Annotated in this window: 21 protein-coding genes and 1 riboswitch; of the genes, 7 read left to right on the top strand and 14 right to left on the bottom strand. The window is 73.6% G+C overall.

Going from position 1 to position 25,229, the window contains the following annotated elements; all coding sequences use genetic code 11:
- Nucleotides 1–23 precede the first annotated feature (23 nt).
- Nucleotides 24–1,715, top strand: coding sequence for a DUF885 domain-containing protein (locus tag ACIBL4_RS30095; protein WP_399414936.1), 1,692 nt, complete (start codon nucleotides 24–26; stop codon nucleotides 1,713–1,715).
- A gap of 41 nt (nucleotides 1,716–1,756) precedes the next feature.
- Here the strand turns inward: ACIBL4_RS30095 and ACIBL4_RS30090 are convergent, their stop codons facing one another.
- Nucleotides 1,757–2,602: an SDR family oxidoreductase gene (locus ACIBL4_RS30090; RefSeq protein ID WP_399414935.1), complete on the bottom strand. Its 846-nt coding sequence runs from the start codon at nucleotides 2,600–2,602 to the stop codon at nucleotides 1,757–1,759.
- A gap of 138 nt (nucleotides 2,603–2,740) precedes the next feature.
- Between ACIBL4_RS30090 and ACIBL4_RS30085 the strand changes: the two genes are divergently transcribed.
- On the top strand, nucleotides 2,741–3,268 hold the full coding sequence (locus tag ACIBL4_RS30085) for a hypothetical protein (RefSeq protein WP_399414934.1): 528 nt from the start codon (nucleotides 2,741–2,743) through the stop codon (nucleotides 3,266–3,268).
- Nucleotides 3,269–3,449: 181 nt separating this feature from the next.
- Here the strand turns inward: ACIBL4_RS30085 and ACIBL4_RS30080 are convergent, their stop codons facing one another.
- From ACIBL4_RS30080 to ACIBL4_RS30070, 3 genes are read right to left on the bottom strand one after another with little or no spacing between them, the layout of a single operon-like run.
- Nucleotides 3,450–3,968, bottom strand: coding sequence for an immunity 21 family protein (locus tag ACIBL4_RS30080; protein ID WP_399414933.1), 519 nt, complete (start codon nucleotides 3,966–3,968; stop codon nucleotides 3,450–3,452).
- A 59-nt stretch (nucleotides 3,969–4,027) separates the two neighbouring features.
- The gene (locus ACIBL4_RS30075; protein ID WP_399414932.1) at nucleotides 4,028–7,024 is read right to left on the bottom strand and encodes an AAA family ATPase; all 2,997 of its coding nucleotides are present in this window, start codon (nucleotides 7,022–7,024) and stop codon (nucleotides 4,028–4,030) included.
- Nucleotides 7,021–8,184 carry an exonuclease SbcCD subunit D gene (locus ACIBL4_RS30070; RefSeq protein WP_399414931.1) on the bottom strand — a complete coding sequence of 388 codons (1,164 nt, stop codon included), beginning with the start codon at nucleotides 8,182–8,184 and terminating at the stop codon, nucleotides 7,021–7,023. Before ACIBL4_RS30070 ends, ACIBL4_RS30075 begins: the two co-directional genes overlap by 4 nt.
- Nucleotides 8,185–8,490: 306 nt before the next feature.
- On the opposite strand from ACIBL4_RS30070, the gene ACIBL4_RS30065 reads away from it, so the two are divergent.
- On the top strand, nucleotides 8,491–8,739 hold the full coding sequence (locus ACIBL4_RS30065; RefSeq protein ID WP_399414930.1) for a hypothetical protein: 249 nt from the start codon (nucleotides 8,491–8,493) through the stop codon (nucleotides 8,737–8,739).
- A gap of 226 nt (nucleotides 8,740–8,965) precedes the next feature.
- On the opposite strand, the gene ACIBL4_RS30060 is transcribed toward ACIBL4_RS30065, so the two are convergent.
- The 6 genes from ACIBL4_RS30060 to ACIBL4_RS30035 form a co-directional block, all read right to left on the bottom strand.
- Nucleotides 8,966–9,592, bottom strand: coding sequence for a YigZ family protein (locus tag ACIBL4_RS30060; protein WP_399414929.1), 627 nt, complete (start codon nucleotides 9,590–9,592; stop codon nucleotides 8,966–8,968).
- A 48-nt stretch (nucleotides 9,593–9,640) separates the two neighbouring features.
- Nucleotides 9,641–10,183 carry a SixA phosphatase family protein gene (locus ACIBL4_RS30055; RefSeq protein ID WP_399414928.1) on the bottom strand — a complete coding sequence of 181 codons (543 nt, stop codon included), beginning with the start codon at nucleotides 10,181–10,183 and terminating at the stop codon, nucleotides 9,641–9,643.
- A complete protein-coding gene (locus ACIBL4_RS30050) occupies nucleotides 10,180–11,049 on the bottom strand; it encodes a hypothetical protein (protein WP_399414927.1) in 870 nt (289 codons plus the stop codon). Before ACIBL4_RS30050 ends, ACIBL4_RS30055 begins: the two co-directional genes overlap by 4 nt.
- A 570-nt stretch (nucleotides 11,050–11,619) precedes the next feature.
- Entirely contained in the window at nucleotides 11,620–12,420 is an 801-nt protein-coding gene (locus tag ACIBL4_RS30045) for an ABC transporter ATP-binding protein (protein WP_399414926.1), read from the bottom strand.
- Nucleotides 12,417–13,430 carry a FecCD family ABC transporter permease gene (locus ACIBL4_RS30040; RefSeq protein ID WP_399414925.1) on the bottom strand — a complete coding sequence of 338 codons (1,014 nt, stop codon included), beginning with the start codon at nucleotides 13,428–13,430 and terminating at the stop codon, nucleotides 12,417–12,419. The genes ACIBL4_RS30045 and ACIBL4_RS30040 overlap by 4 nt, the downstream gene beginning before the upstream one ends.
- Complete coding sequence (locus tag ACIBL4_RS30035) at nucleotides 13,427–14,443, bottom strand: ABC transporter substrate-binding protein (protein WP_399414924.1); 1,017 nt, start codon at nucleotides 14,441–14,443, stop codon at nucleotides 13,427–13,429. The genes ACIBL4_RS30040 and ACIBL4_RS30035 overlap by 4 nt, the downstream gene beginning before the upstream one ends.
- A gap of 68 nt (nucleotides 14,444–14,511) precedes the next feature.
- Nucleotides 14,512–14,702, bottom strand: a riboswitch (cobalamin riboswitch).
- An 81-nt stretch (nucleotides 14,703–14,783) separates the two neighbouring features.
- Here ACIBL4_RS30035 and ACIBL4_RS30030 point away from each other — a divergent pair.
- Together ACIBL4_RS30030 and ACIBL4_RS30025 are read left to right on the top strand one after the other, a co-directional pair.
- A complete protein-coding gene (locus ACIBL4_RS30030; protein ID WP_399414923.1) occupies nucleotides 14,784–15,212 on the top strand; it encodes a CoA-binding protein in 429 nt (142 codons plus the stop codon).
- Between the two features lie 134 nt (nucleotides 15,213–15,346).
- Nucleotides 15,347–16,987, top strand: a complete 1,641-nt coding sequence (locus tag ACIBL4_RS30025) for an APC family permease (RefSeq protein ID WP_399414922.1) — start codon at nucleotides 15,347–15,349, stop codon at nucleotides 16,985–16,987.
- Nucleotides 16,988–17,000: 13 nt separating this feature from the next.
- Here the strand turns inward: ACIBL4_RS30025 and ACIBL4_RS30020 are convergent, their stop codons facing one another.
- Entirely contained in the window at nucleotides 17,001–21,341 is a 4,341-nt protein-coding gene (locus tag ACIBL4_RS30020; RefSeq protein WP_399414921.1) for a hypothetical protein, read from the bottom strand.
- Nucleotides 21,338–21,868 (bottom strand): hypothetical protein, encoded by a 531-nt coding sequence (locus ACIBL4_RS30015; protein WP_399414920.1) that lies wholly within the window; start codon nucleotides 21,866–21,868, stop codon nucleotides 21,338–21,340. Before ACIBL4_RS30015 ends, ACIBL4_RS30020 begins: the two co-directional genes overlap by 4 nt.
- Nucleotides 21,869–21,959: 91 nt before the next feature.
- Between ACIBL4_RS30015 and ACIBL4_RS30010 the strand changes: the two genes are divergently transcribed.
- Nucleotides 21,960–23,183 (top strand): 4-hydroxybenzoate 3-monooxygenase, encoded by a 1,224-nt coding sequence (locus ACIBL4_RS30010; protein ID WP_399414919.1) that lies wholly within the window; start codon nucleotides 21,960–21,962, stop codon nucleotides 23,181–23,183.
- A 1-nt stretch (nucleotide 23,184) separates the two neighbouring features.
- Here the strand turns inward: ACIBL4_RS30010 and ACIBL4_RS30005 are convergent, their stop codons facing one another.
- Nucleotides 23,185–23,544 (bottom strand): ArsR/SmtB family transcription factor, encoded by a 360-nt coding sequence (locus ACIBL4_RS30005; protein WP_399414918.1) that lies wholly within the window; start codon nucleotides 23,542–23,544, stop codon nucleotides 23,185–23,187.
- Between the two features lie 62 nt (nucleotides 23,545–23,606).
- Between ACIBL4_RS30005 and ACIBL4_RS30000 the strand changes: the two genes are divergently transcribed.
- Nucleotides 23,607–24,659 carry a cation diffusion facilitator family transporter gene (locus ACIBL4_RS30000; RefSeq protein WP_399414917.1) on the top strand — a complete coding sequence of 351 codons (1,053 nt, stop codon included), beginning with the start codon at nucleotides 23,607–23,609 and terminating at the stop codon, nucleotides 24,657–24,659.
- 8 nt (nucleotides 24,660–24,667) lie between these two features.
- On the opposite strand, the gene ACIBL4_RS29995 is transcribed toward ACIBL4_RS30000, so the two are convergent.
- Nucleotides 24,668–25,225, bottom strand: coding sequence for a YbaK/EbsC family protein (locus ACIBL4_RS29995; RefSeq protein WP_399414916.1), 558 nt, complete (start codon nucleotides 25,223–25,225; stop codon nucleotides 24,668–24,670).
- Between the last annotated feature and the right edge of the window lie 4 nt (nucleotides 25,226–25,229).

Below are 25,229 nucleotides of genomic sequence, written 5' to 3'. Positions count from 1 at the left end.
CCGCGCGTACGAGGATGGGCGGCATGTCTGAGATCAAGAGCCCGCTGCCCCGTGAGGTCGCCGACGCCTATGTCGACGAGCTCGTCGCCCTCGACCCGATCACCGGTACGTTCCTCGGCGTCAAGGAGAGTTCGAGCAGGCTGCCCGACACCTCTCCCGCGGGCCAGGAGGCGTTCGCCGAGCTGGCGCGCCGGACGCTGGCCCGGCTGGACGAGGCGGAGCGGCGGCCCGGCGCGGACAGTGACATCGAGCGCCGCTGCGGGCGGCTGCTGCGTGAGCGGCTCAACGCCGAACTCGGCGTGCACGAGGCCGAGGAGAGCCTGCGGTCCGTCAGCAACCTGAGCTCCATCGCCCATGCGGTGCGGCAGGTGTTCACCGTGACGCCGGCGCAGTCGGAGGAGGACTGGGCGGCGATCGCCGAGCGGCTGCGCGCGGTCCCGGCCGCGCTGGAGGGTTACCGGCAGTCCCTGGCGCTCGGCCTGGAGCGGAAGCTGTACGGCGGGCCGCGTGCCACGGCCACGTTCGTGGAGCAGCTCGGCGAGTGGGCGGACGCCGGCGGCGAGGGCCGCGGCTGGTTCGAGACCTTCGCGGCCGCCGGCCCCGAGGCGCTGCGGTCCGAGCTGGACACGGCGGCCCGCTCGGCCACCGAGGCGGTTCTGCGGCTGCGCGACTGGATGCGGGACGTGTACGCACCGGCGGTCGAGGGCGCCCCGGACGTGGTGGGCCGGGAGCGGTACGCGCGCTGGGTGCGCTACTACAACGGCACGGACCTCGATCTGGACGAGGCGTACGCGTACGGCTGGTCCGAGTACCACCGCCTCCTCGGTGAGATGAAGGCGGAGGCCGAGAAGATCCTGCCGGGTGCCGCCACGCCGTGGGTGGCGCTGGCGCACCTGGACGAGCACGGCACGCACATCGAGGGCGTCGACGAGGTGCGCGACTGGTTGCAGTCCCTGATGGACGAGGCGATCGACGCGCTCGACGGCACCCACTTCGACCTGGCCGAGCGGGTGCGCCGGGTGGAGTCGCGCATCGCCCCTCCGGGCAGCGCCGCGGCCCCCTACTACACGCCGCCGTCGGACGACTTCACGCGCCCGGGCTGCACCTGGCTGCCGACGATGGGCGAGACGAGCTTCCCCGTCTACGACCTGGTGTCGACCTGGTACCACGAGGGCGTGCCCGGCCACCACCTCCAGCTGGCCCAGTGGAAGCACGTGGCGGAGAACCTCTCCCGCTACCAGGCGAGTGTCGGCATGGTGAGCGCCAACGCCGAGGGCTGGGCCCTGTACGCCGAGCGCTTGATGGACGAACTGGGCTTCCTGACGGACCCGGAGCGCCGGCTCGGTTACCTGGACGCGCAGATGATGCGTGCCGTGCGCGTCATCATCGACATCGGCATGCACCTGGAGCTGACGATCCCGGACGACTCGCCCTTCCACCCGGGCGAGCGCTGGACGCCCGGGCTGGCGCAGGAGTTCTTCGGCTCGCACAGCAGCCGCCCCGCGGACTTCGTGGAGAGCGAGCTGACCCGCTACCTGTCCATGCCGGGCCAGGCCATCGGCTACAAGCTCGGCGAGCGGGCCTGGCTCCTGGGCCGCGAGAAGGCCCGCGCCCGGCGCGGTGACGCCTTCGACCCGAAGGCCTGGCACATGGCGGCGCTGTCGCAGGGCTCGCTGGGCCTGGACGACCTGGTCGACGAACTGTCCCAGCTCTAGAGGAAGTCGGTCTCCAAGGAAAGTCAGTCTCCAGGGGGAAATCAGCGGCGGAAGCCGCCCTCGGAGTCGATGACCTGCCCGGTGACCCACTCCGCCTCGTCCGTGGCGAGCCATGCGATGAGGCGGGCGGGGTCGTCGGGCATGCCCCACCGCCCGGCCGGGAAGCGCTCCGCGACGGCCTCGTAGTCCTCGCCGGTCATGTAGTCCGTGTCGACGGGTCCCGGGTTGACGGTGTTCACGGTGACGGCGTGGTCGGCGAGCGCCGTCGCCAGGGAGCGGGTGACGGAGGCGAGGGCACCCTTCTGGAGGGCGTAGGCGAGCTCCCAGGGCATGCCGCCCGCAATGTCCTGGCCGGAGGTCATCATCATCACGCGTCCGCCCGGGCTGCGCGGCGGCAGTGCGGACCGCAGCCGCGCATAGGCCTGGATCAGCAGGATGACGGAGCGGGTGTCGACCGCCCAGTGCCGGTCGAGCATCGCCGTGTCGATCTCGTCCAGGGAGCCGTCGAACCCGCTCTGCGCGTGGTTGGCGACGAGGATGTCGAGCCGCCCGCCGAGCGCCTCGGCGGCCCTGCCGACGAGTTCACCGGCCACAGCGGGATCGCCCAGATCCCCGGGCCCGGCGACGACCACGCCCTCGGGATCCCCGAGCGCCCCACGCACGGACGCGACAACATCCTCGGGACGATCGGCACCCCAGGGCTGGCCGGCATCGTGCGGCACATGGTGATGCAGATAGACACTGGCGCCATAGGCGGCAAGCCGCCGGGCCACGGCATGCCCGATCCCCCCACGCCGGCTGGCCCCGGTCACCAGGGCAGTACGCCCCCGCAGGGGCAGGGGATCACGGCGCAGTTCTTCGGGACTGGGCTGAGGAAGTCGAGGCATACGATCATCGTGGCCGGGCCTGATGAAGGACGCACGCGAATATCGCCCCTTTGGACGGGCGATGGCGATGAGGGCGAGGATTCACGCCGCAGCCCCGGGATACGCTGCTCCCCTCCACCCTGACTGGAGGTCATCCTGGTGTTCACCGCACGGGTACTTGCCGGTGCTCCGCTGGCCCTGGTGATTCTCGCCCTGTCCGGCTGCTCTTCCCACTGGGGCTGTACCGACACGACTGCGGAGCGCGGTGAGGCCGGTGTCAGGGTGCAGGTCGAGGACACGTCTGGGCGGCCTCTCGGCGTCAGCGCCGAGGTCATTGACTGGCGCCTTGAGCCCCACCCGCAGGTGCCCTCCGACGGTGACCGGGTCCACTTCCACTACCGCTTCGACGGCGCCGAAGAGACATCCGGCCCTGCAGTGGACGTCTGCGCGGTCGACAAGGAGCGCGTGGCGTTGGGGTGTCGGACCGTCCATTCGTCCGAGGCGTTCGGGCCGGACGGCGACTTCACGGGCGACGACTGGCTCGCCGTCGAGCGCCCTGAGCAGGTTGCCGGAGTGCTGTTGATTCCCGATGACCAGTCCTACAACGGACGAAACTGCGAGCAGGACATGAAGGACGGTGGCGGGCCGCATCCTCCGGAGCCGGCCGGCAGGGGGGACCAGCTGTAAGCCGTCATTCAGTTGGTGAGCCGGCGGTGGCATACGCGGGGCCGTACGTCGTTCGGTCTTGGGAAGTTCCCCCCACAGGGCGCCGCCGCGCTCCCAGTGGTCGCGCACCATGTGCGCGCAGGTGAGGACGCGGTCTTGACGGCGGCCACGGCAGCCGCCTGAACCGCCAACACCCCCACGGTCACCTAGGCGCAAGCAACCGCAACTGAACCAAGCCCAACCACGTTTCAGCCCCCGGCTGCACCCGAGCCGCCCGAACTGAGTAGCGCCCCGCCTGCAGGCCCACCCGAACCCGCTCACTCCCCGAAGACACCGCGCCGGGCCACGCCGCGTCGAAAAGAACCACAGCCCCGGGCACCTCCCAGAGAACCTCCGGCTCCCACTCCGCCGCGTCGACCGCCACCGGCACACTCGCCAGCAACTCGTCCTCGGAATTCCCCGCGCACCACCGGACGAACATCCCCTGGTCGGGCAGATACGCCGTCGAGGCGGGCTCGTCACCCAGAACCAGCGCCGTGCAGTCGCCGACCGGCAGGAGCCCGACGTGCCCGTCCACCTCACAGGCCCGGTCGTAGTCCGACGCCGTCTCCTCGCCGTCGGCACCCGCCCAGAACGGCAGAACCGTCTCCGGCACCGCTATCAGCGGCCCGCCGCCCGATTCCACCCATTCCACGACGCCCGGCTCCGCGTATCGCACCATGGCGCAAGAACCTACAGGGTCAACTCCCGCCAAGGTTTCGGGGGTCGGCGGGCCCGGCCTCAGCCCACGCCGCGCTGCCGCAGCACCGAGCCCGACCTGCCCTTGACGACCTCCAGTTGCGCGTGGATCCGCCGCCGCAGGTCGGGCACGTGGCTGACGATGCCGACGCTGCGGTCGCGTTCGCGCAGGGAGTCGAGGACGTCGAGGACCTCGTCGAGGGTCTGGTCGTCGAGGCTGCCGAAGCCCTCGTCGATGAAGAGGGTGTCGAGCCGCACCCCGCCCGCCTCGTCCGTGACGACGTCCGCGAGGCCGAGGGCGAGGGCGAGCGAGGCGAAGAAGGTCTCGCCGCCCGACAGTGTCGCCGTGTCCCGTTCGCGGCCGGTCCATGCGTCGACGACGTGCAGTCCGAGCCCGCTGCGGCCGCGTCCGGTGCGGTCGTCGGAGTGGACCAAGGTGTAGCGGCCGGACGACATGCGCCGCAGCCGTACGGTCGCCGCGGCGGCGACCTGTTCCAGGCGGGCCGCGAGCACGTACGACTCCAGACGCATCCGGCGTTCGTTGTCGGCCGAGGTGCCTGCGGTGAGGCCGGCCATGCGGGCGACCCGGTCGTACTCCTCGCGCAGCGGCGCCAGCCGGCGGACGGAGGCGGTCGCCCGGGCGGAGAGCCGGTCGAGTTCGGCGCAGCGCCGGGCGGCGGCGTCGTGCGCGGAGGCGGCCTCGCGCAGCCGGCGGGCCGCGGTGTCGGCGGCGAGCTGCGCCGACGCGAGGTCGGCGGGCTGCTGCCGGGCTGCGGCCGCGGTGTCGGCCTCGGCGAGGACGGCCCGTACGGCGGCTTCCTCGTTCTGCCAGGCGTCCAGGCGGCGCTGCAGTTCGCGGTGGGCGGTGGCGTCGAGGAGGGCGGCGGCAGCCTCCCGGGGGGTGTCGAAGCCGGCGCGGAAGGCGGCGTCGGCGAGCCGGGCGTCGGCGTCCTTGAGCCGCTGGGCGGTGTCCTCGGCGGCGCGGGCGGCGTCGGCGGCGTCCGTGAGCAGCGCGGTCCGGCGCTCCAGTTGCGCGGCCCGGGCGGCGACGCTGTCCAGGGCGCCCTTCGCCCGGTCCAGTTCCTCCTCCAGGGCGGCTCGTTCGCTCTCCAGGCGCTCCCGGTGGCCGACCCGGGCGGCGCTGCGCACGGCGGCCTCCTGCCGGGCGGCGACGCGCCGCTCGTGTTCGTGCCCGGCCTGCCGCAGCCGCTCCTGCGCGGCGTGCAGCTCGGCGGCGCCCCGGCGGGCCTGCGCGTACTGCTCTTCCAACTCCTCGGCTTCACGGGCGAGTTGTTCGGTGGGGGTACCACCGGCTTCGGCGGTGGCGGCGGCCAGGGCCTCTCGTACGACGCCGAGGTTCCGCTCGGCCTCGGCGCGCTGTTCGTCGGCGCGCTGGTAGGCGGCGAGGGCCTGCTCCTCGGCCTCGCGGTCGACGTGCCCGGCGACCTTGCGGGCGGGGGCGGGGTGTTCGGTGGCGCCGCAGACGGCGCATGGCTCGCCGTCGGTGAGGTGCGCGGCCAGTTCGGCGGCGATGCCGTTGAGGCGCTGTTCCTTGAGGTCGAGCCAGTGCTGCCGGGCGCCCTGCGCCTCCTCCTGCGCGGTGCGGACCTGCTCGACGGCCTGGTTGGTGTCCGCGGCGAGCTGGTCGCGCAGGCGGGCCGCCTTCAGTCGCTGCCGCGCGGGCTCCCGGCGCACGGCGAGCTGTTCGGCGAGGGAGGCGGCCTGCTGTGCGGAGTCGACACGGGCCTGGAGGGCGGTGCGGGTCTCCTCCCAGCCGTCGAGCCAGGCGTCCGCTTCCTGAAGGACGTCGGCGTCGGCGCGTTCCTGGCGGTCCAGGCCGGTGCGTTCGTCGAGGAGTTCGGCCAGCCGCCGTTCGGCGCGGCGGGCCGAGTCCAGGCCGCCCAGTTCCTCGGCGGCCCGGCGGGCGGCGGCCGCGAGTCCGGCCGCGCCCGCGTCGGCGTAGCTCTCGGGCAGCAGGGCACGCGCGCGTGCCTCGGCGTCGGCCGCCCGCCGGTGTTCGGCCTCGGCGGTCTCCCGCAGGTCGAGTGCGGGCGCGACCGCCTCGGCCTTGCGGGCGCGCTCCATGAGCGCCTGCGCTTCCCGGTACGCCCCGGCTCCCTCCTCCAGGCGCGCCGCCCGCTCCCGCGCCTCCGTGAACCGCCGCTGGAGCCGGGCCAGTTCGCGTACGTCGTCGAGGGCGCGGCCGGCGGCCGCCTGCGCGGACTCGGCGGCGGCGAGCGTGCCCTCGGCGACGGTGAGCTGTTCGCGGGCGGTGCTGCGGGCGACGGCGGCGGCGCCCAGCACGGCCTCGGCGAGTCCCGGTTCGCCGGGGGCCAGGTCCGGCAGGCGCATGGCGTCGCCCGCGGCCTGCTGCATGCGGTGGGCGTCGGCCAGCAGCGCGGCGTCCCCGTCCCGGACCTGGGCCTCGGTGGCGCGGCGGCGCTCGGCGAGGCGTTTTTCGACGTCGGCGAAGCGGCGGGTGTCGAACAGGCGGCCCAGCAGTTTGCCGCGGGCCTCGGCGTCGGCGCGCAGGAACCGCGCGAAGTCGCCCTGCGGCAACAGCACGACCTGGCAGAACTGCTCCCGGCTCATGCCGAGCAGCTGGGTGATCTCCTCGCCGATCTCCTGGTGGGAGCGGCTGAGGTCCTTCCAGGTCCCGGCCGTGGTGTCGTACTCGCGGAGCCAGGTCTGGGCCTTGTCCAGGGTGGTGCCGGTGCCGCGTTTCTTGGGGCGTTCCCAGGGCGGCTGCCGGGTGATCTCCAGGCGGCGTCCGGCCACGGTGAGGTCGAGGGTGACCTCCGTGCGGGTCGCCGGCGCGGCGTGGTCGCTGCGCAGGGCCGTGCCCTGTGCGCCGCCCTGCCGGGCGCCGGGCACCGAGCCGTACAGGGCGTAGCACACGGCGTCCAGGACAGAGGTCTTGCCCGCGCCGGTGGGGCCGTGCAGCAGGAACAGCCCGGCCGCCGACAGCTCGTCGAAGTCGACGGTCTGGGTGCCTCCGAAGGGTCCGAAGGCGGTGATCGTCAGCCGGTGGAGCCTCACCGGGCGACCTCCCGTACGGTCTCGTCGGCCCGCACCGCGTCGAACGCGTCCCGCAGTACGTCCTGTTCGTGGGCGTCGGGTCCGGCGCCGCGCACGTGGGCGACGAAGTCCTCCGCGATCTGCTGGTCGCTGCGGCCGGCCAGGCGCCGGGCGTACGACACCTCGTGGTCGTCCTCGGCCCGGTCGGGGTCGAAGACGAGGCTGAGGGTGTGCGGGAAGCGCTCGGTGAGCCGGGCCATGGGGTCGGCCGGGCGGACCGGGTCGGTGAGCGTCGCCTCGACCCAGGCCTCCTCGTGCCGTGCCAGCTCCGGGTCGGCGAGCAGGTCCTCCAGCGTGCCCCGGATCCGGGCCAGGGCGCGCGGCACCGGGCAGTCGAGGCGCTCGGCGTCAACGGTTCCGTCGGCGGCCAGGTCGACGAGCCACATGCTCTTGCGGTGGGCGGCCTCCGAGAAGGAGTAGGGCAGCGGGGAGCCGGAGTAGCGGATGCGGTCGGTGAGGGTCTGGCAGCCGTGCAGATGCCCGAGCGCGACGTAGTCGACGCCGTGGAAGACACCGGCGGGCACCGCGGCCACGCCGCCGACGGTGATGTCCCGTTCGCTGTCGCTGGGTTCGCCGCCGGTGACGAAGGCGTGCGCGAGGACGACGGACCGCGTGCCGGGCGCCCGCGCGGCGAGGTCGGCGCGGACCCGGTTCATGGCGGCGGCGAGCACGGCCTCGTGCCCGGCCTTCTCCACGCCGAACTCGTCCTTCACCAGGGCCGGTTCGAGGTAGGGCAGGCCGTAGAAGGCGACGTCCCCGTGGGCGTCGGCCAGCACCACGGGGGTGCCGGCCGCCGCCGGATCGGTCCGCAGATGGATGCCGGCCCGCCCGATGAGGCCCGCGCCGACGCCCAGCCGGCGGGCCGAGTCGTGGTTGCCGGAGATCATCACCGTCGGCACGCCGAGGTCGGCGAGGCGGTGCAGGGCGTCGTCGAACAGCTCGACCGCGGCGAGCGGCGGCACGGCCCGGTCGTACACGTCCCCCGACACGACCACCGCGTCCACGGCCCGCTCGCGCACGGTCGTGACGAGGTGGCCGATGAACTCGGCCTGGGCGGCGAGCATGTTCACCCGGTGGAACGACCGGCCGAGGTGCCAGTCGGACGTGTGCAGCAGTCTCACGACGCCGCTCCGACCTGCATGACTCCCCCTGCTACCGCTCCACGACCCGCACGAGCCGGCCCGGCTCGCTGTCAGCACCCACCACGCTAACCCGTGCGGGCCCCTGGTCCCTCACGAACCTCGGGATGGACCACGCATCGGGCGTCGATTCAGAGGAAATATCCGTACTTACGTCCTGCGGGAAGTCGAGCGGGCAGGCTCAGTCCTGCCCCGTGTGACCGAGACCCTCGTGCCCCACATGGGAAACACCCCGCACGTTCAGCTCCTCCTGCACGTCGTCGAGCAGTTCGCGCAGCAACTCGGCGAGTGCCTCGCGCCGCTCCGGGCCGAGGCGTTCCACTGGCGGACTTCGCGGACGCCTTCGACCTCACCGCCTACGTCCTCGCGGCACTCGCCGTCGGCACGGCACTGCTCGCCATCCGGCTGGGCCGCGTCCCCGCGAGCGCAGAAACGGCGGGCGCGGGCGCCGAGGGCGGCCGAGGCCTCACCGGCGGGGAGAAGCCCGCAGGCGTGGGGAAGCCCGCCAGCCCGGAGGAACCCACCGGCGCGGAGTAACCCGCCGGCGTGGAGAAGCCCGCCGACGCGGAAAGGCCCCCCAGCTCGGAGGAACCCGCAGGCGTGGGGAAGCCCGCCAGCCCGGAGGAACCCACCGGTGCGGAGAAGCCCGCCAGCGTAGAGGAACCCGCAGTCACCGACACCGGCCGCTAGCCACCGTCCGCGGCAGCCGGTCCGGCACCCGCCGGGCCGGCTGCCGAGTGGCGTGCGCGAGGCCGACCGTGCGTCAGGCGTCGCCGTACGCCTCCCCGCCCGGTTCGAAGCCGGCCGTTCCGGCGGTCGCGTCGGCGAGCCACGCCCGGAAGGCCTCCACATCGGCGTCCGGGAGGGCGATCTCGATCGTGACCGCCTCCCCGTAGCGGACGTCCCGCACCTCGCGCCCCATGGTCCGCAGGTCGTTCTCCAGCTTGCCGGCCCGCTGGTGGTCGACGGTGACCGTGGCCAGCCGGAACCGGCGGCGTGTGCGCGTGCCGAGGGTGTCCAGGGCCGCGCCGACCGCCCCGCCATACGCCCGGATGAGTCCGCCCGCGCCGAGCTTGACCCCGCCGAAGTAGCGCGTGACGACGGCGACGACGTACCGCATGTCGCGGCGCAGCAGCATCTGGAGCATGGGGACGCCGGCGGTGCCGCCGGGTTCGCCGTCGTCGCTCGCCTTCTGGACGGAGGCGTCGGCGCCGATGACGTAGGCCCAGCAGTTGTGGGACGCGTCGGCGTGCTCCTTGCGGACCGTGGCGATGAAGTCCTGCGCCTCCTGTTCGGTGGCCGCCGGGGCGAGGGCGCACAGGAAGCGGGAGCGGTTGACCTCGGTCTCGTGCACGCCGGCGCGGGCGACCGTGCGGTATTCGTCCTGCATCCGGCCACCCTATGCGCGGTCCCGGGGACGGGCCGGACCGGCCCGTGGCTACTTCTTCTCGCCCCGCGGCACGGTCATGGAGGTGAGCAGCGCGGTGCCCGGGGTGAGGGTCCGCCAGCACGTGCCGTACCAGGACAGGACGGCGACGGCCGACGTCGGGAACTTGGTGCGGACCCGCTCCAGCGTGTCGTCGAGGCCGTCACCGGCGAGCGCCAGGACGAGTTCCTCCAGGCCCGGGTTGTGCCCGATCAGCAGCAGTGTCTCCACCTCGGCGGACACCTCGTGCACGACGGCCAGCAGACCGGCGGGACTCGCGGCGTACAGGCGCCGGTCGAACCGGACCGGCGGGGGCGTGCCCCACTCGGCGGCGGCCAGTTCCCAGGTCCGGCGGGCGCGTACGGCGGTGGAGCACAGCGCGAGGTCGGGCAGGCAGTCGGCCTCGGCCAGGGCCCGCCCGGCCGCCGGGGCGTCGCGGCGGCCGCGCGGGGCCAGCGGGCGCTCGTGGTCGGCGACGTCAAGAGGCCAGGCGGACTTGGCGTGCCGCAACACGACCAGGCGGCGCAGCGGGCCGGCTCCGGCACGCTCCATCACGACGGGGCTCCCAGGTCGCGGGTGAGTTCGAGGCCGAGGAGCCGGTCGGCGTAGGCGTACGTCTCGAACCGGGCGCCGTCCGGCAGGTCCGGCTCGTTCTCCACGTCCCGCAGCACGTCCAGCACCCGGGGCACGTCCAGATCGTCGTCCCAGGCGTCGCGCAACCGCCCGCGCACGTCGTCGGGCACGGGCCGGGAGGGCCGCCGGGCCCAACGGGCGACCGCACCGCGCCACCGGACGAGGGTGGCCTCGGCCTCGCGGAGGACGTCGGCCCCCAGCCGGACGGGGGCGTTGTGGTGCCGGGTGAACAGGGCGAGGCGCAGGACGGTGGGTTCGACACCGCCCAGTGGTCCTGGTCCCACCGACCGGCCGCTCGACGGGTCCGAGTCCGCCGACTCCGCCGGCTCACCGGCCGGCGGGCCCGACGTCACCGACTCGCGCATCGCCGACTCGCTCAGCGGCAGGTCCGATCCCACCGACGCGCCGACCGACGTGGCCGGTCCGGTCGTCTCGACAGGCGCGACAGCGATCCGCACCCCGTCAGGGGCCGCCCCGCCGTCGGCGGCGACATGGACGACCTGGGCCTCGCCGAGTCCGGCGCTGACGTCGGGGCTGTCCTCGAAGGGGCGGATGCCGAGGGCCGTGGCGTCCGCGCGCAGCTCGGCCCGGCGGCGCCCACCGGTCAGCAGGGCCCACACCGGTGTGCCGCCGAGCTCCAGCGCCCGCACGAGCAGGTCCGCCACGAGCAGCACCCGCAGATCGGTCAGATCGGAGCCGGGCGCGTGCACTTCGACACGGGTCAGGCCCCGGCGGGCCGGGGCGGCTTCGACCGGCTCGCCGGTCCGGGCGTCGATGATGCGCAGCACGAGGCGAGCGTAGGCCGGGTGGGCGGGCCCACGCAGGCATGTGCGGCTTTTTCCGGCCACCGTGGCGGGAACACCCCACCAATGGCGCGCCGGACGGACCAGGTCACCGAGGCGGGAATCGCCCCACGACCGGCGCGCCGGTCCGTCGGACACGCTGCCCGAAACCGCCCACCAACGAAAGGCCCGCCGGACCAGGCCACCGGCGAGGCACCCACCGAACCCGACCACCACACCGGAAGCCGCCCACCCACAACCCACCCGCCAGGCCAGGCCACCACGGCGCAAGCCACCCCCACCGACGACCCACCCACCGAACCCGACCACCACGCCCAGAAGCGCCCGGCCGATGACACCCCGGCCGGTCGGGCCACCGTGACGCGAACGCCCCGCCCACAACGCACCGGCCGCGCACCGCCCAGCCGTCCGCCGCCCGGCCGTCCGTCACCCGAACCGCTCGAACCGTCCGCCGCCCAGCCGTCCGCCGCCCAACCGCCCGTCACCCGGACCGCTCGAACCACCGTGGCGTGATTCGTCCACTCAGTCCGCCTACCGCCCAGCCCGACCGGCCCCTCAGCCCACCGTTCCCAGGAACCGCACATGCGGCCGCTGCTCGGGGCCGTCACGGGTGACGGCGGCCTTTACGCCGTACACCTCGGCGATGAGTTCCTCGGTCAGGACATCGCCGGGAGGGCCACCCGCCACGACCCGCCCGGCGCTCAGGACGACGACCTCGTCGCAGTACATCGCCGCGAGGTTGAGGTCGTGCAGGGCGACGACGGTGGTGACCGGGAGGCCGGTGACCAGGGCGAGCAGGTCGAGCTGGTGGTGGATGTCGAGGTGGTTCGTCGGCTCGTCCAGGAGGAGTTCGCGGGGTTCCTGGGCGAGCGCGCGGGCGATCTGCACCCGCTGGCGTTCGCCGCCCGAGAGGGTGTGCCAGGGCTGGTCGGCGCGGTCGGCGAGGCCGGCGTGCTCCAGGGCCTCGCGCACGGCCCGTTCGTCGTCCACCGAGCCGGGCGTCCAGGCACGGCGGTGCGGCACGCGGCCCAGCCGTACGACGTCCACCACCGTCAACTCGACCTGTGTGTCGGCCTGCTGCTCGACCACGGCGATGCGGCGGGCGACGGTGCGGCGGGGCAGGTCGCCCAGCGGCGTGCCGTCGAGGGTGACGACTCCGGCGGTCGGCGTGAGCAGCCCCGCCAGCAGCCGCAGCAGCGTGGACTTGCCGGAGCCGTTCGGGCCGAGGACTCCGACGGTGGAGCCGGTCTCGGGCGCGAGGACGACACCGTCGAGGAGGAGACGCCCGTCGGCACGGCGACCGACCCGGTCGGCCCGCAGCCCGGCACCGCTCTTCGCCGCGCCCGCCCCGCTCACCGCACCCTCCGCGTCCGGTACAGCACCACCACGAACGCCGGCACCCCGATCAGCGACGTCACGACTCCCACCGGCACCTCCTGAGGATCCAGCACCGTACGGGCGAGCGTGTCCACCCACACCAGGAACACCGCTCCGGCGAGGGCCGTGACCGGAAGCAGCCGGGCGTGCCCGGGACCGGCCAGGGCCCGCGCGGCGTGCGGCAGGACCAGTCCGACGAAGCCGATCGCCCCGGCCGAGCTGACCAGCGCGGCCGTGAGCAGGGCCGTGACGCACAGCAGCACCAGGCGGGTGCGGGCCACGGACACCCCGAGCGCTGCCGCCGCGTCCTGCCCGAAGGCGAAGGCGTCGAGGGTACGGGCGTACGACAGGCACACCACCAACGCCACGGCCAGGACGGCCAGGCACAGCCACACGTCGGTCCAGCCCGCCCCGCCGAGCGAGCCGAGGAGCCAGAACAGCACGCCCCGGGTCGTCTCGGCGTCGGCGGCCGTCATCACGACGAACGAGGTGAGCGCGGAGAAGAGCTGCATGGCGGCGACGCCCGCGAGGACGACCCGGTCGGTGGTGCCGCCGAGGGTGTGGCTGAGCAGCAGCACCAGCGCGAAGGACACCAGGGCGCCGAGGAAAGCTCCCGCGGGCACCGAGACGGCGCCGCCGCCCACGCCCAGGACGACGACCACGACCGCGCCGGTGGAGGCGCCGGAGGACACCCCGAGCACGAACGGGTCGGCGAGCGGGTTGCGCAGCAGCGACTGCATCACCGCCCCGCAGACGGCCAGTCCGGCCCCGCACACGGCCGCGAGCAGGGTGCGCGGCAGCCGCAGCTGCCAGACGATGCCGTCGCGGATCGGCGTCAGGTCCGAGCTGCCGAGCCCGAGGTGGGCCGCGACGGCGGACCAGACGTCCGCGATCCGGATGTCGGCCGGGCCGACGGTGATGGCCAGGGCAAGGGAGGCGGCCAGCAGCAGGACCCCCGCGGCACCGAACCCGAGCCCGCGGACGGTCACTTCACGAGCCCGAAGTCGCGCAGTTTGGCGGCGACCTGTTCCACGCCCTCGACCGTGCGGATGGTCGGGTTCATGGCCTGCCCGCTGAGCAGCACGTACCGCTTGTGCCTGACCGCGTCCATGTTCCTGGTGACCGGGTTGGACTCCAGGAAGGCGATCTTCTTCGCGGCCGACTCGGCGGTCTGCGACGTGCGGGTGAGGTCGCCGATGACGAGGACGTCGGGGTCGCGTTCGGCGACCGTCTCCCAGTTGATCTGGGGCCACTCCTCGTGCGTGTCGTCGAAGACGTTCTTCACGCCGAGGGCCCGGGTGATGATGCCGGGCGCTCCGCAACAGCCCGCCATGTAGGGCGACTCGGAGTTGGCGAACCAGTACAGGAGCGTGACGTCGGAGGCGTGGACGTCCCGCGTGGCCTTCGCCATGCGCCGCTGGAGGGAGGCCACGAGCTTGTCGCCCCGTTCCGGCACCCCGAACACGGTGGCCAGGTCGCGCACTTCGCCGTAGACGGTGTCGATGCCCAGCGCCTTGTCGCGCGCGCCGTCCCCGTCGCCGGAGTTGTCCTTGCCGGCGCAGTCCGACGGGGAGACGTACGTGGGTACGCCGAGCTTCTCGAACTGCTCGCGGGTGGCGACGCCGCCCCGGCCGAGGGTGGAGACGAAGGACGCCGCGACGAAGTCGGGGCCGGTGTCCAGGACCCGTTCGAAGGACGGGTTGTCGTCGGCGATGCGCGGCACCTTCGCGTTGGCCTTCGCCAGCCCCTTCATCACGGGGTCGGTCCAGGTGGCGGTACCCGCGAGACGGTCGGCGAGGCCGAGCGAGAGCAGGATCTCGGTGGTGCCCTGGTTGAGGGAGACGGCGTGCTTCGGCGGGGCCTCGACGCGCACCTCGTGGCCGCAGTTGTCGAGCGTGACCGCGGCTTTCGTCGTGGTGGCCGGCGGGTCGCCGCAGCCGGCCAGGAGCAGGGAGCCGGCCGCGAGCAGGACGGCGGCACGGGCGGGTGGGGCGAGGGGCACGGAAACCAGTCCTCAGTCGTCGAGGGCTCGATCGCGGAGCCCGGTCGTACGGTGCTCCCCCGCCGCGTACGGCCGCGGGGGCCGCCAGCAGGTCTTCGGACTCGGGTTCGTCCGGTGCGGAGCGCCTTCCCGGACGTCACACGCGCCGTCCAGTGGCCGAGGCCCCGCCCGTCCCCCTCACCGCTGCGCGTCAGTTCCGGATTCGCACCGGATTCCCTGACCCACGTACATGGGTTCGACTGGCCTCGGCAAGCTATCACGCAGGGCGCGGGGGAATCACCGGGCACCGTACGCCGTTGTAGGGACAACAGTTCTTCCGCGACTCTCCAGGAGGCCACCGGTGTACGGCGACGAGGCAACGGTCCGCAGGATCCTCACCGAGCTCGGCGACACCTGGGCCGTGGTGGGCCTGTCGTCGAACCAGCGGCGCGCGGCCTACGGCGTGGCCGAGGTGCTCCAGCGCTACGGCAAGCGCGTCGTGCCCGTGCATCCGAAGGCGGAGACGGTGCACGGCGAGCAGGGGTACGCCAGTCTCACGGACATCCCCTTCGACGTGGACGTCGTGGACGTGTTCGTGAACAGCGACCTCGCCGGAGCGGTGGCGGACGAGGCGGTCGCGAAGGGCGCGAAGGCGGTGTGGTTCCAGCTCGGCGTCATCGACGAGGCGGCGTACGACCGGACCCGTGCCGCGGGCCTGGAGATGGTGATGGACCGCTGCCCGGCGATCGAGATCCCACGACTTCCTCATCACCGCGTACAGAATTCCTGAAGCGCTTTCCAGGAAATGCCCGCGCCCGGTCAAGGCTGCACAACGCGCCTTCTGCCGCCGGTTGACCGATTCCTAATCTGAGGCCTCTTGCTCGCAGAACTCACCGAGTTCTTTTATGAGAGGCCCCTTGATTCATGGTGAGCGTCGACCAGGCAGCAGCGGGGGTAAAAGGGGGTCCGGGCGGACTGCGCCGGGACGTCGGACTGATCGGGCTCATGTGGGCGTCGGTCGGTTCCATCATCGGCTCCGGGTGGCTGTACGGAGCCGAGAAGGCGGTCGTGGCGGCCGGCCCCGCGGCGATCCTGTCGTGGCTGATCGGCGCGGTAGGGATCGTGCTGCTGGCCCTGGTGCACGCGGAACTCGGCGGCATGTTCCCGGTCGCGGGCGGCACGGCGCGGTATCCGCACTACGCGTTCGGCGGACTGGCCGGCATGTCCTTCGGCTGGTTCTCCTGGCTCCAGGCGGCGACCGTGGCACCGATCGAGGTCGAGGCCATGATCGGCTACGCCGGGCACTGGCACTGGGCGCAGGGCTTCCAGCACGCCAAGGACGGGACGCTGACGACGAGCGGGTTCGTCGTCGCCGTGGTCCTCATGGCCGTGTTCGTCGTGATCAACTTCCTCGGTGTGCGGCTCCTGGCGCACACCAACAGCGCCGCCACCTGGTGGAAGGTGGCCGTGCCGCTGGCCGCGATCTTCATCATCGCGGCGGGCAACTTCCACCCGGGCAACTTCACCGAGCACGGCTTCGCCCCGTTCGGCGCCCACGGCGTGCTGAGCGCCGTCAGCTCCAGCGGCATCATCTTCGCCCTGCTGGGCTTCGAGCAGGCGATCCAGCTGGCGGGCGAGAGCCGCGACCCGGCCCGTGACCTGCCCCGCGCGACGCTCGGCTCGGTCGCCATCGGAGCCGGGATCTACGTCCTGCTCCAGATCGTCTTCATCGCCGCCCTGCCACTGGCCTCCTTCGCGCACGGCTGGACCAAGCTCGACTACCCCGGTATCAGCGGCCCTTGGGCGGGACTGGCCACCCTGCTGGGGCTGGGCTGGCTGAGCGTGGTGCTCTACCTGGACGCGGTCGTCTCCCCGGGCGGCACCGGCCTGATCTACACCACCGCCACCTCCCGCGTCTCCTACGGTCTGGCCCGCAACGGCTACGCGCCGAAGATCTTCACGCGCACCGACGCGCGGGGCGTGCCGTGGTTCGGGCTGATCATCTCCTTCGTGACCGGCGTGGTCTGCTTCCTGCCGTTCCCGAGCTGGCAGCAGCTGGTCGGCTTCATCACCTCGGCGAGCGTGCTGATGTACGCGGGCGCCCCGCTGGCGTACGGCGTCTTCGCCGACCGGCTGCCGCACCGCGAGCGGCCCTACCGGCTGCCCGGCGGGAACGTCGTCTCCCCGCTGTCGTTCGTCGTGGCCAACCTCATCATCTACTGGTCGACCTGGGACACCCTGTGGCGGCTCGGTGTGGCCATCGTCCTCGGCTACGTCCTGCTCGGCGGATACGCCTGGTACGCCACCCGCAAGGGCCTGCCCGACGCGCCCCGGCTCGACTGGCGGCCCGCGCAGTGGCTGCCGGTCTACCTGCTGGGCATGGGCGTCATCTCCTGGCAGGGCGGCTTCGGCGGCCAGGGACACATCGGACTGTGGTGGGACATCGCGGTCATCACGGTGTTCTCCCTGGCGATCTACTACTGGGCCCGGGCGTCGGCGTCCCGGCCGGAGGAGATCGAGCGGAGCATCGGGGAGGTGGCCGTCACCGAGGCACCCGCACACTGACCGCCCGACCCGGTCAGTCGCCGAGGGCCGTACGGACACCGTCGATCGACGGCACGTCCGTGCGGCCCCGCGCCGACACGCAGGCCACGGCACGCCGCAGGGCCCGGTGGAGCAGCAGCGGAGCGTCCGGTCCCAGGGCGTCGAGGAGCGGGACGACGGCGTTCTCCAGCATCGCCGTCACCATGGCCCAGGCCTCCGCGGTCCGGTCGTACAGCAGCCGCAGCGCGGTCCCGGGAGACCTGCCGAGGAGGATGGCGAACAGCTCGCGCAGCGCTTCGTCGCGCTCCACGCGTTCCCAGGGATCGGCGGAGAGGGCGAGCGTCCGCTCCAGCAGGTCCTCCGCGTCGACCAGGCCGGCCGTGGCCGGGGACCGGGCCAGTTGCAGCAACGTCACCACGTGCTGGGCGGGTTCGGCCCGCTCCGCCGCGGCCATGACGTCGGCACACAGCGCGGCCACGGCCGGATGGGCCGCACCGTGGATCTCGGCCGAGCGGGCCACCAGTGCCGCCGCGGCCGGAAGCCTCGGCGAGTCCAGCAGCGGCCGCACCCGTGCGGCGCCGGCCTCCGGGCCGAGGAGAGCCATGTCCACGTAGGCCGCGTAGAGCTCGTCCTCCAGGACCGGCGGGGACTCGACGGCCGGGGGCGCGCCGGACGCGGTCGCGAGGCGCTCGTTGACGAGGGCCGGGGCGAGCAGCACACCGGTGAGCAGCGGCCCGTGGACGTCCAGGGGCATCCGGAGCAGGGAGCGGTGCGTGTGGGCGAACGGCGGGTAGGGCTGCCGGCCGTTGAGCACGTCGAACGCGTAGCGGCGGGAGGCGTCGGCGCCGAAGGCGAAGTGGAACATGGACAGCAGGTACGGAGTGCCGTCGGCGCCGAGGAAGGCCATGGCCGGGTCGGCCTCCCACGGCAGAAGCCGCACCGCGGCCTCGAATCTGCTGCGGTGGTCGGGGCGCACATAGGCCAGTGGCCCGTCCTGCTGCTGCGGCAGGTTCCACTCGTACCGGGGTATCGCGGCGTACGCCTGTCCGAATTCGGCCCACAGCCGGTCGGCCGCCGCCCGGTCCGCTCCGGCGGCGGCGATCCCGAAGAGCCCGGCGAGTCCGACGACCCGCTCGCCGGGATCGGTCAGGGCGTGCACGAGCGTGCGGGCGCGGTCCAGGTCCCGTACGGCGACGGCCTCGGCGAAGCAGCGGATCGTGCGGGCCCAGGAGTACGGGTGGCCGACGGACCAGGTGCTGGGCGTCATGGCGCGCAGGACGTCCGACGGATCGCTGTGGAAACGCTGTTCGACCAGCCGCTGCCAGTCGTTGGTGTGGTTCATCACCATGGGGATCTCGGCCACGGGGTCACTGACGGCGTTCCCCCGGGCAGCGGCGCCCCCTTCCCCCGCCAGGTGGTAGAAGCCCCACAGCGGCGGGTCGGCCACGGGCGGTACCTCTTCGGCGGCGTGCAGGGCTTCGTCCAGGATCGAGCGGGCCATGGCGAGGTCGCCTGTGTCGGCGCGTCGGTGGGCGACGAGGGCGAGGGCCGAGTAGCGGTCCTTGGAGAGCGGCTGCCATGCGGTGGTGGCGATCGCGCGGGCGTAGGCAACGGCCCGCTCCGGGGCGCGGTCGGCCAGTGCCTCGGCGAGCGTCTCCAGGTTCCCGTCGTGGTGCAGCCGGGTGATCATGTCCCGCGACGACGGCTCGGGGGGAAACCGGGCGCAGGCGGCGTCGATCACTGCCGTCGCCGCCTCGCCGTCGAAGGCGGCGAGTACCTTCGCGGCCTTCTTGGCGTACCAGACGCCGTTGCCGAAGCGCAGGACGCGGTCGATCAGCCGGTGCGCGGCGGGGATGTCGCCGAGGGCCGCCCAGACGCGTGCGCCGTGCAAGAAGGCGTCGTCGACGAGGCCCGTCACCTCCACGGTGTCCAGACGGCGCAGCAGCTCTCGCGACAGCGCCGGGTACGGTCCCGCGGCGTGTTCGGCCGCCTCGGCCACCGCCTGGGCGAGCGCGCCGTCCTCCCCGGGCCAGGATTCGGCCAGTTCGCGCCGCGCCTGCTCGGCGAGGTGGTCCGCGTGCTCGGGTCGCGCGGCCCGCAGGGTGCCGGCGAGGCGTACGAGGGACGTCAGCCGTTCCGCTGGGGCGGCGTGGCGCAGGGCGCGCCCGGTCCACGCCAGCAGCTCGTCCCGGTCACCGCCGTGGGCCCGGTCCGCGAGGTCGAGGTAGGCGCCACAACGCCCGGAGCTCATCTGCGCCACGAGTTCGATGGCGTCGCCGTGGTCGGCCTCGTCGGCCGCGGCCCGCAGCACGTCGTCGGGCGGAGACGGTTTCCAGGCCTCGTGCTGGGCCCGCTCCCAGAGGTGAAGGGCCAGCCGCAGGTCGTGGGGAGCGAGCCTGCGTGCCGCCTCCTCCACGAAAGGCCGCGCCAGGCCGTGGCGGTCGAGCGGCGCCACGGACGCGGCCTCGCCCAGCCGTTCGCGCACGGCCGCCCGGCGCACCGGATGCGCGGTGTGGCGGTGCACCTCGAGCAGGGCGGCCACCTGCTGCCCTGACGGTGCCAGCGCGCTGAGCCGCGTCAGGGCCTCGTCGACCCGGCCGAGCCGGGCCAGCAGGCCGTACACGGCGGGCGCCGCCATGGATGAAGCCCGCCGCAACTGGCGTCGTACGGTGGCCAGGAAGAGCACCGTCGGGGTGTCGGACGGTGTGGGAGCGGCGTCGAGCAGGTGGTCGGCGGCTGTCTCGACGACCCTGGCGAAGTACCGGTCGGAGCCGAACGCGGCCCGGCCGGCCAGGCGCAGCCCCGGGCACACCAGGTCCGGCGCCTCGGCGGCGATCGCGGGCCGGCACTGTACGAGGTGGTGGGCGAGGTGGGCCAGGCCGTACCGGTCCACGGCCGGCCAGTCGACATCCGTCCAGGACGGGGCCCCGGCACGGTAGTGGCGCACGATGCGCTCGTGCCACTCCTGCTCGGCGACGCCCCAGCCGGGGTGCTCACGGGCGACCTGGGGGTCCGTCAGGAACTGGGCGACGGACGGGTGGTAGAAGGCGTACCGGCCCTTCCGGACGGACAGCAGCCATCGGATCCGGCCCAGCACCGAGAGAACGGCCCGCGGCCAGACCCGGATCCCGGCCAGCGTGCGCAGTTGTTCGGGAGTCAGTGGCTCGCGCGCGACGGTCAGGACGCCGAGGAGGGGCTGGGCGGCTCCCTCCCAGGCAGGGGTGACCAGGTCGGTGGGGCTCAGGGGGTCGCTGATGTCGAGCATGCCGAGGCGTTCGAGGTCCGTGCGCGCGGTCTCGACGAAGAACGCGTAGAGGCCGCGGAGGCCGTCCGGAACGGCGTCGGCGCTGGTCAGGCGGGTGGTGAGCGGTGCGTCGTCCTCGTCGATCGCCTGGTGCAGGGCCCGCAGGTACATCGCCACATAAAGGAAGTTGCCGCTAGCCCGCCGGACGAGTGCGCGGGCGAACTCCACCGGGTCGCGTCCGTTCGCGCGCAGCGCCTTGGCGACCGTCTCCGGAGTCAGTTCCTGGTCGGCGTAGGTGAGCAGGTCGTCCCGTACCTGCGGCGACGACGGGTCGATGGTGATCTCGGCGAGACTCGCGCCGCGGGCGGAGCGGAGCCGGTCGAGCGCGGCGTGCGGGCGTGAGGTGACGACGACCCGTACGTTCGCCGGGAGTTGCGGGCCCGTGGCAAGAAAGTCCAGCAGGGTCGCACCGGGTTCGTGGGCGCCCTCGTCGAGGGCGTCGACGAGGAGCACGATCCGCTCGTCCGGCGCGTCGGACAGCAGCACCTGCGCGGGACCGATCAGCGCGAGGTGGGCGAGGACCGCCGGTTCGAGCAGGCGCGGCTCCACGGTCGCGGTCCCGATCTCGACGCCGAGGGCGCTGCCCGACACCCGCAGGACGTCCTGCTGGACGCGCAGGGACGCGGTCCGGTGGAACGGGGAGGCACGCAGGTCGTCGATGCGGATGCCGACCGCCCTGGCTCCCGCCTCCACCGTCCCGATGCGCTGGTCGACGGTGACCTCCAGACGCTGCGGCTCGAACAACTCTGGCCGGGAGCCCGCCAGTTGGTGACCGATGGTGAGCAGGAACGATTGGAGGTCGCTGCCGGCGAGCGCGGTCCGGCTGTCCTTGCGGATGAAGTAGTGCTGCCACTCGGGGTGAGCGCGGGCCAGGCCGGCGAGCAGGCTGGTCTTGCCCGCCCCCGGTTCGCCCGTGACGAGGACGACGCGTGTGGTGGCGTCCGACAGGCACCGCTCGATGTCGCCGGCCAGCCAGGGGCGCGGTACGAACGCCGTGGCCCGGTCCGTGATCAGGTCCTGGAAGTGCAGCCCGGGACCGCTGCCGCCGACGCCCGTGGCCGGGGCCGTCATCGCTGGTCGCGGAGGTCGACGCCGATCGCCTCGCCGCCCGCCTCGACCCGCCCGGCCCGGACGTCACCCTTGATCCACCCGGAGGGCCGGTCGGCCCGGACGGCCGCGACGTAGCCGGCGACGGCGTCGACGTCGATCCGTCCGTGGGTGCGCGGCACGTCCTGCGGTCCCGTCTCCCCGTCGAACGTCACGGCGATGCCGTACACGGCCTCCAGGACGCGGCGCAGGGCGTCGACGCGCCGGACCAGCGCCTCGTCCGCCGGGTCGATCTCGTCGACTCCGGAGGCGACTTCGTGCAGATCGGCGCGCAGCGCGCGCAGTTCCCCGGAGAACCGCTCCACGGCGGCGGGGTCGGCCGCGGGCAGGACGGCCGGCTCGGCGACGACGGCGGGAGTGTCCGCGGCGGACTGCTCCGCGCGGCGTTCACGGCGGGCTCTGAGCAGCTCGCCCGCCTGGTCGTAGAGGAATCTGACGCCCTCGGTGAGGGCCGCGGCGGACAGTGCCGCCAGGGGGAGCAGGTCCGTCATGGCGGCAACCGATCCTCGCTGTCGTCAGGGCCCACCACACTACCGCTGCGGCATCCTCCTCGCCGGGCGCTCGGGTCGCCATAATGTGCGGGTGACTTCGACAGCCCCCCGCACCGACTCGCCGCCCCCGCACCGCGTTCCGGTCGTCGTCGTGGGCGCCGGTCCCGCGGGGCTGACCGTCGGCAACATCCTGCGGGCCGCGGCCGTGGACTGCCTGGTACTGGAGTCCGAGACCCGGGAGTTCATCGAACAGCGGCCCCGGGCCGGAGTCATCGAGGAATGGGCCGTACGGGGCCTGGAGAAGCGGGGCCTGGCCCGGAACCTGCTGGACCGCGCGGAGCTGCACACCGCGTGCGAGTTCCGCTTCGACGGTGAGCGGTACCGGTTCCCCTACGCCGAACTGACCGGCAGTCACCATTTTGTCTACCCGCAGCCGTTGCTGGTGACCGACCTCGTGCGCGAGTACGCCGACGTCCGCGGCGGGCAGATCCGCTTCGGGGTCCGGGACGTGCGGGTGCACGACATCGACTCCGACCTGCCGTCGGTGTCGTACACCTGCCCGGAGACGGGTGAACACCGCGTCGTGCACTGCGACTTCGTGGCCGGCTGCGACGGGGCGCGCGGGGTGACCCGGGCCGCCCTGCCGCAGGAGCGGGTCCGTGTCGCGCGGCACGACTACGGCATCGGCTGGCTGGCCCTGCTCGCCGAGGCGCCGCCGTCCGCCGACTGCGTGCTGTTCGGCTGTCACGCCAGGGGATTCGCCGGGCAGATGCCCCGCAGCCCGGAGGTGACCCGCTACTACCTCCAGTGCCCGCCGGGCGACGACCCGGAGAACTGGCCGCACGAGCGCGTCTGGGCGGAGCTCCATGAGCGGCTCGGGGCGTCCGGTACGCCGCCGCTGACCGAGGGGCGGCTGATCGAGAAGCGCGTGCTGGACATGCACGACTACGTGGTCGAGCCGATGGTGTCCGGCCGGCTCTTCCTCGCCGGTGACGCGGCGCACCTGGTCGCCCCCATCGCCGCCAAGGGCATGAACCTCGCCCTGCACGACGCCTTCCTGCTCGGCGACGCCCTGGTGGCGCACCTGACCGGCGGGGACGACAGCGGCCTCGGCGGCTACGCGCAGGCTTGCCTGCGGCGGGTGTGGGACTACCAGGAGTTCTCGCAGTGGCTGTCCGATGTGTACCACGGCACGGCGGCGGGCGACCCGTTCCGCGCGGGCACCACGCTGGCCCGGCTGCGCCGCCTGTTCACCTCGCCGGCGGCCGCCGCGGCCTTCGCCGAGCAGTACCTGGGGACGGCCGCACGGTACTGACTCAGTCGTGGAGGGGCCGGTCGGTGAGCCGGTGGTCGGCCACGTTAAGCGCCTCGTCCACGAGCCGGCGCAGATGGCCGTCGCGGAGCGCGTAAATCACCCGGCGGCCCTCCTTCCGCGTGTTCACCAGCCCCGCGAGACGCAGTCGCGCCAGGTGCTGGCTGACGGCGGGCCGGGCCGCCCCGCACCTCTCGGTGAGGGTCGTGACGTCTGCCTCTCCCTCGGCCAGCGCGTGCAGCAGGGTGAGCCGGGTGCGGTCGCCGAGCAGGGCGAGGAGTTCGGCGGCGAGCGCGAACTGTTCCTCGCCGGGGCTGCGCGGATGCGCATCGTGCGCAGATGACAGGTGCATGCGTGCGCTCATACGCACATAATGACTCCATAGGCGTGTGGACGTCCACTCGCGCGCACCGGAAGGAGCCCCACGTGAGCGACCGGCACGAGCACCCCCACCCGCACGAGCACGCCCGCCCGCACGGGCACGGACACCGGCACGGCCTGCTCCACCGGATGACCCACCTCCTCACCCCGCACTCCCACGAGACGGCCGACAAGGTCGACTCCGCCCTGGAGTCGTCGGCCCGCGGGATGCGGGCGCTCTGGGTCTCGCTCGCGGTACTCGGCGTGACGGCCCTGGCCCAGGCGGTGGTGGTGGCCGTCTCCGGTTCGGTGGCGCTCCTCGGGGACACGGTCCACAACACGGCGGACGCGCTGACCGCCGTACCGCTCGGGATCGCCTTCGTGCTCGGCCGGCGCGCGGCCACCCGGCGCTTCACCTACGGCTACGGGCGGGCCGAGGACCTGGCGGGCCTGGTGATCGTGCTGACGATCGCCGCGTCCGCGGCCTTCGCGGGCTGGACGGCGTTCGACCGCCTGCTCGACCCGCGCCCGGTCCAGCACGTCCCGGCGGTCGCCGTGGCCGCCCTCGTCGGTTTCGCGGGAAACGAGTGGGTGGCCCGGTACCGCATCCGCGTCGGCCGTGCCATCGGCTCGGCCGCGCTGGTCGCCGACGGACTGCACGCCCGAACCGACGGCTTCACCTCACTGGCCGTGCTGCTGGGCGCCGGCGGCTCGGCCCTGGGCTGGCAACTGGCCGACCCGATCGTCGGGCTGGCGATCACGGCGGCGATCGCGCTGGTGCTGCGGGACGCCGCGCGGGAGGTGTTCCGCCGGGTGATGGACGCGGTCGACCCGGCCCTGGTGGACCGGGCCGAGCGGGCGCTGGCCGAGGTCGCCGGGGTGCGCCGGGTCGGTGAGCTGCGGCTGCGCTGGATCGGTCACCGGCTGCGCGCCGAGGTCGCCGTCGTGGTGGACGGCGACGTGACCGTACGCCAGGCCCACCGCATCGCCGTCGACGCCGAGCACGCCCTGCTGCACGCCGTGCCCCGGCTCACCGCGGCCCTGGTCCACGCCGACCCGGAACCGGCCCCGGGCGAGGCCGACCCGCATCTGCCGCTGGCCCACCACGGGGCGGCGTAGGATTGCCCTCAGGTGATCCCCAGCCCCTCCAGCACCACCGCGCCCGGCAGTTCCGCGAACGCCTTGCCCGGCACCAGCAGCTTGCCGCGCCGCCGGCCGCTGCCGACCAGCACGTACGGCAGGTCGACGACGGCCGCGTCCACCAGCACGGGCCAGCCGTCCGGCAGTCCGAGGGGGGTGATGCCGCCGTACTCCATGCCGGTCTCCCCGGTCGCCGTGTCCATCGCGGCGAACGAGGCCTTGCGGGCGCCGAGTCGGCGGCGTACGACGCCGTTGACGTCGACCCGGGTGGTGGACGGCACCACGCAGGCGGCGAGCGTGGACTCGCCACCGCGCTTGCCCGCGACCACCACGCAGTTCGCGGACCGCTCCAGCAGGTCGCGGCCGTAGTGCTCCACGAAGGTGGCCGTGTCGGCCCACTTCGGCTCGGTGTCGACATAGAGGATCTGGTCGGCGGGGACGCTGCCGTGCCAGTGGCGTAGGGCGTCGGCGACCGGGCCGGTGAGCTCGTCGAGGCAGGCGGGGGCCGGACGGGCGTCGTCGAAGTGTCCGATGGGTGCGTGCATATCG

Source organism: Streptomyces sp. NPDC050416 (genome assembly GCF_044458845.1).
GTDB lineage: Bacteria > Actinomycetota > Actinomycetes > Streptomycetales > Streptomycetaceae > Streptomyces.
The sequence above is the reverse complement of the archived record's forward strand: the minus strand, read 5'-3'. Positions and strand labels throughout refer to the sequence as shown.